This window comes from Biformimicrobium ophioploci, assembly GCF_030270605.1.
In the GTDB taxonomy this organism is placed as follows: domain Bacteria; phylum Pseudomonadota; class Gammaproteobacteria; order Pseudomonadales; family Cellvibrionaceae; genus Biformimicrobium; species Biformimicrobium ophioploci.
Genome location: NZ_BSYJ01000010.1, coordinates 1 through 3,700, shown reverse-complemented (window position 1 = coordinate 3,700; position 3,700 = coordinate 1). Strand labels below are relative to the sequence as shown.

The following is a 3,700-nucleotide window of genomic DNA, read 5'->3' as shown; positions in this document are numbered from 1 at the left end:
ACTCCGTAAGCTTTGCTTCGCTTTTGTGCTGTTCGCTGCGCTCACATTTTTACACAAAAGCGGCGCGCCGCTAGTCGCGCCTTACGCGGGCGTTATGGATCCTGAGCTAGATGGGTGCCAAATTAACAAAGAAACAGCTGGAGTTGTATGAGAGGCTAGATGAGATCCTCTTCTATAAGTGGGATCCTATCGGCATTAATAGTGACTGCTTGGGAAGGGATGAGTATCGCTCATATTTGCCCAAAATCTTCCAGTTGGTGCTGGAGGGTGAGTCTCCAGAAAGTGTTGCCGCTCATCTGACAGAGCTCGCCAAAACCAGCATGGGGCTTAGCTCACAGAGTGAGCATGATTTGGCTGTAGCAAAAATAATGATAGGGGTACGGGAATACTTGGAACTGTAGGTTTCCGTACCGCAGGCCCATAACAAATGGCTGCAGCCGACTCCATAAGCTTTGCTTCGCTTTTGTGATGTTCGCTGCGCTCACATTTTTACACAAAAGCTCTGCGCCGTTATGTCGCGCTGAGCCAGGCGTTATGTATTTTTAGGGTTGGAGATTTATGTTTCGAAATGCTGAAGAAGAGTTGGCGCAGATCAATAAAGATATGATCAAAGTCCAGATGTTGGGGCTGCCAGGGACAATAGCACTCGGCCTGGGGCTTTATGGCGTTTTTGGTGCTAATGGAAATGCATTTCATCCGTTCTTGAATGACATCAATAATGCATATTTGCTCGTAGCAGTAGGTGCCTGCCTTTCGGTAGTGGAGGCAGTCTGGTTTTTGAAACTACATAGAAGAAAAAATGCACTTACCAAGCAGGGGAATACATAACAAATGGCTGCAGTCGACTCCATAAGCTTTGCTTCGCTTTTGTGATGTTCGCTGCGCTCACATTTTCACACAAAAGCTCTGCGTCGCTATGTCGCGCTGAGCCAGGCGTTATGTGATCCTTTCGGAAAGATATGGAAAAGCTTAAGTTCACTGAAGAAGAAAAGAGGCAGATCGTACAGAAGGTAAAGATCTACTTTGCGGAGGAGCTGGATCAAGATATAGGCAATTTTGATGCGGAATTCCTCATAGATTTCTTTTCAGAAGAGATTGGAGCCTATTTCTATAACCGGGGTCTCTATGATGCTCAGGCGCTTTTCTCAAAGAAGGTAGATGAGCTGGCAGATTCCATATATGAGCTTGAGCGTCCAACGGACTATAGAAAGTAGCCCGTAGATCGGAGTGGGCTCACATAACAAATGAATGAAGGCGACGCCTAAACCTTTGCTTCACTTTTGTGTTGCTCGCGTCGCTCGCAAATTAACACAAAAGTGGCGCGCCGGTGCGGCGCCCCTTATCCAGGCGTTACGTTTCTTTAGAGCATGAAGAAGATAATTGCTGCCTTAGCTACCTTTGGTTTTTGCTATAGCGTCTATTTGGGGTGGTTCTTAAGTGCAGACCCATCGCGGCCAATTTTGGCCATAATTTCAGAAGATGCGTATAGGCAAGTACCGGACTTTGCAGCTACCGCGTACCTAGAGCTAACTGAATACTCCTTAGCCGGGCAATTGGTAGAGGGATCGCCGGCCATACCATATCTGGCCACTGCTTTTGACTTAGAGGGTTACAAAAACCAGGAGGTCCTTTTTCTGGTACAGCGTTTTATTGAGCATGGTGCTGATATAGACGCTATGTCCCATGGATATACAGCTTTAAACGGGGCAATTTTGGCTAACTCGCCGGAGCTGGTAGAGTTGCTAGTAGCCTTAGGTGCAGATCCTAGTATCGCAGCTCAAAGGCAGGGCATGAAATATTGTAACGCTCTGGCAAGCCTGGAATTTGCTCTATGTATAGACGGCTTGGGTAAGCAAGACCTCTCCAGAGTTATCGCTGTCTTGAGGGCTGAAACGTAACAAATGGCTGCAGCCGACTCCATAAGCTTTGCTTCGCTTTTGTGATGTTCGCTGCGCTCACATTTTCACACAAAAGCTCTGCGTCGCTATGTCGCGCTGAGCCAGGCGTTAGAGTTTTTGAATGAAAAACGTAGTTTGTTTTTTGATCTTTCTTTTTATGGTGGTTCCTTCGGCTCATTCCCATATCCGAGGTGTTGCAATGCCAATTAGTTGTGCTGAGGCAGCATCCATTGAGGTTGGGAATGGATCTACTTTGGTACATGAAATGCAATACGAGGGAATGCCTGGTTTCCTATACCAAGGCATGTTCCATGGATTGGATGCGGAAGTAACACATATTTGTGGTGAAGAAGCTCTTGAGCTTGAAATGGTTCAGGTAGACTTTCATTCCGGTCCCGCGGCCCGAAATAAGTATATTGAGCTCGTTAATATTTTAGAGCAGAAGCTCGGATGCTGCATCGTTGAGACAAAAGTTGAAGATAAATCCTACGTGTGGATGCTAAAGGATTCTTGGGTAGCTCTGGGCGTTGGTCAGTCTGAGCAGGGGGCACATTTTGTCAGAGTGCTTCAGTATAAACTCTAACAAGCGCGTGAAGGGCGACTCCGTAAGCTTTGCTTCGCTTTTTTGTTGTTCGCTGCGCTCACAATTTAAAAAAAAAGCGGCGCGCCGCTAGTCGCGCCTTACGCGGGCGTTATGTGTTCGGAGGAATAATGGCAGAGGTACTCCTATTTGATTGGGGTGATACTCTTATGGTGGACTTCCCCAGTGCCTCTGGAAAGATGTACCTCTGGGAAAAGGTTGAGGCCGTTGAAGGTGCGGTTCCCGCGCTAGAAAAACTAGCAGCTGAGGCAGAAATATATATCGCAACTGGCGCCGCAGACTCAACGCCACAAGAAATTGAATTGGCTTTCCAGCGCGTGGAGCTTGACCGCTATATTAGCGGTTACTTCTGCCAGCGGAACGTTGGCGTTGAGAAGGGCTCAGCTGCTTTTCTGCCGGCAATTTTAGAAGTTCTCGGTAAGCCAAAGGAGTCTGTGGCTGTAGTCGGAGATAGCTGGGAAAAAGATGTTGAGCCGGCAGTTGCCATTGGTCTGCGGGCATACTGGCTGCATTCCGGTGGCCTGGAGCATTCGCATCCGCTAGTGCGCCAGATCAGTACGTTGTCTGAGCTCAACACATAACAAATGGCTGCAGCCGACTCCATAAGCTTTGCTTCGCTTTTGTGATGTTCGCTGCGCTCACATTTTTACACAAAAGCTCAGCGTCGCTATGTCGCGCTGAGCCAGGCGTTATGGCTCTAGAGAATGGATTCATACACTATATGTAACGAACTCGGAAGGTTAGAAGATGTAATTGGTCATTTTCTAGAGGATGACGGTATTACTGAGATGTTGATTTCTCTGGAGTTTGTTTTCGAACACGGTAGGGTGTTTCAAGAGGCCATTCCTGAGTTTGATGAGATTAGTATCAAAGCTCTTCCTCCAGATGAGGATTGTGTACCAGTTCATCTAGGTAATTTAGAGCCGTGGAGTCTGGTGTTGGGAAGAGGGGCATTGTGGGTTTGGGATCTAAGAAATCATCAGGGTTATGCTGATGGTCTCCAGTATTCTTTTGCTAATACCGTCTCGGATGGAGAGATCATCGTTCAGCTGATGGTGATTGGGTCGCAAATCAGCGTATACAGCGTAGCAGAGAGCCATAACAAATGGCTGCAGCCGACTCCATAAGCTTTGCTTCGCTTTTGTGATGTTCGCTGCGCTCACATTTTTACACAAAAGCTCTGCATCGCTATGTCGCGCAG

The 3,700-nt window shown here is 47.5% G+C and carries 6 protein-coding genes; all 6 read left to right on the top strand.

All coding sequences use genetic code 11. The features are described 5' to 3' along the window. Positions 1-558 precede the first annotated feature (558 nt). The 6 genes from QSJ80_RS15450 (at position 559) to QSJ80_RS15425 (ending at position 3,626) form a co-directional block, all read left to right on the top strand. Positions 559-828 (top strand): hypothetical protein, encoded by a 270-nt coding sequence (locus tag QSJ80_RS15450; protein WP_285765369.1) that lies wholly within the window; start codon positions 559-561, stop codon positions 826-828. A gap of 131 nt (positions 829-959) precedes the next feature. Next, on the top strand, positions 960-1,214 hold the full coding sequence (locus tag QSJ80_RS15445) for a DUF2164 domain-containing protein (RefSeq protein WP_285765368.1): 255 nt from the start codon (positions 960-962) through the stop codon (positions 1,212-1,214). Between the two features lie 153 nt (positions 1,215-1,367). Continuing rightward, positions 1,368-1,898, top strand: a complete 531-nt coding sequence (locus QSJ80_RS15440; protein ID WP_285765367.1) for a hypothetical protein — start codon at positions 1,368-1,370, stop codon at positions 1,896-1,898. Between the two features lie 121 nt (positions 1,899-2,019). Continuing rightward, the gene (locus tag QSJ80_RS15435; RefSeq protein WP_285765366.1) at positions 2,020-2,481 is read left to right on the top strand and encodes a hypothetical protein; all 462 of its coding nucleotides are present in this window, start codon (positions 2,020-2,022) and stop codon (positions 2,479-2,481) included. A 128-nt stretch (positions 2,482-2,609) separates the two neighbouring features. Further along, positions 2,610-3,080, top strand: coding sequence for an HAD family hydrolase (locus QSJ80_RS15430; protein ID WP_285765365.1), 471 nt, complete (start codon positions 2,610-2,612; stop codon positions 3,078-3,080). 123 nt (positions 3,081-3,203) lie between these two features. After that, on the top strand, positions 3,204-3,626 hold the full coding sequence (locus QSJ80_RS15425; RefSeq protein ID WP_285765364.1) for a DUF6334 family protein: 423 nt from the start codon (positions 3,204-3,206) through the stop codon (positions 3,624-3,626). The last annotated feature ends 74 nt before the right edge of the window (positions 3,627-3,700 follow it).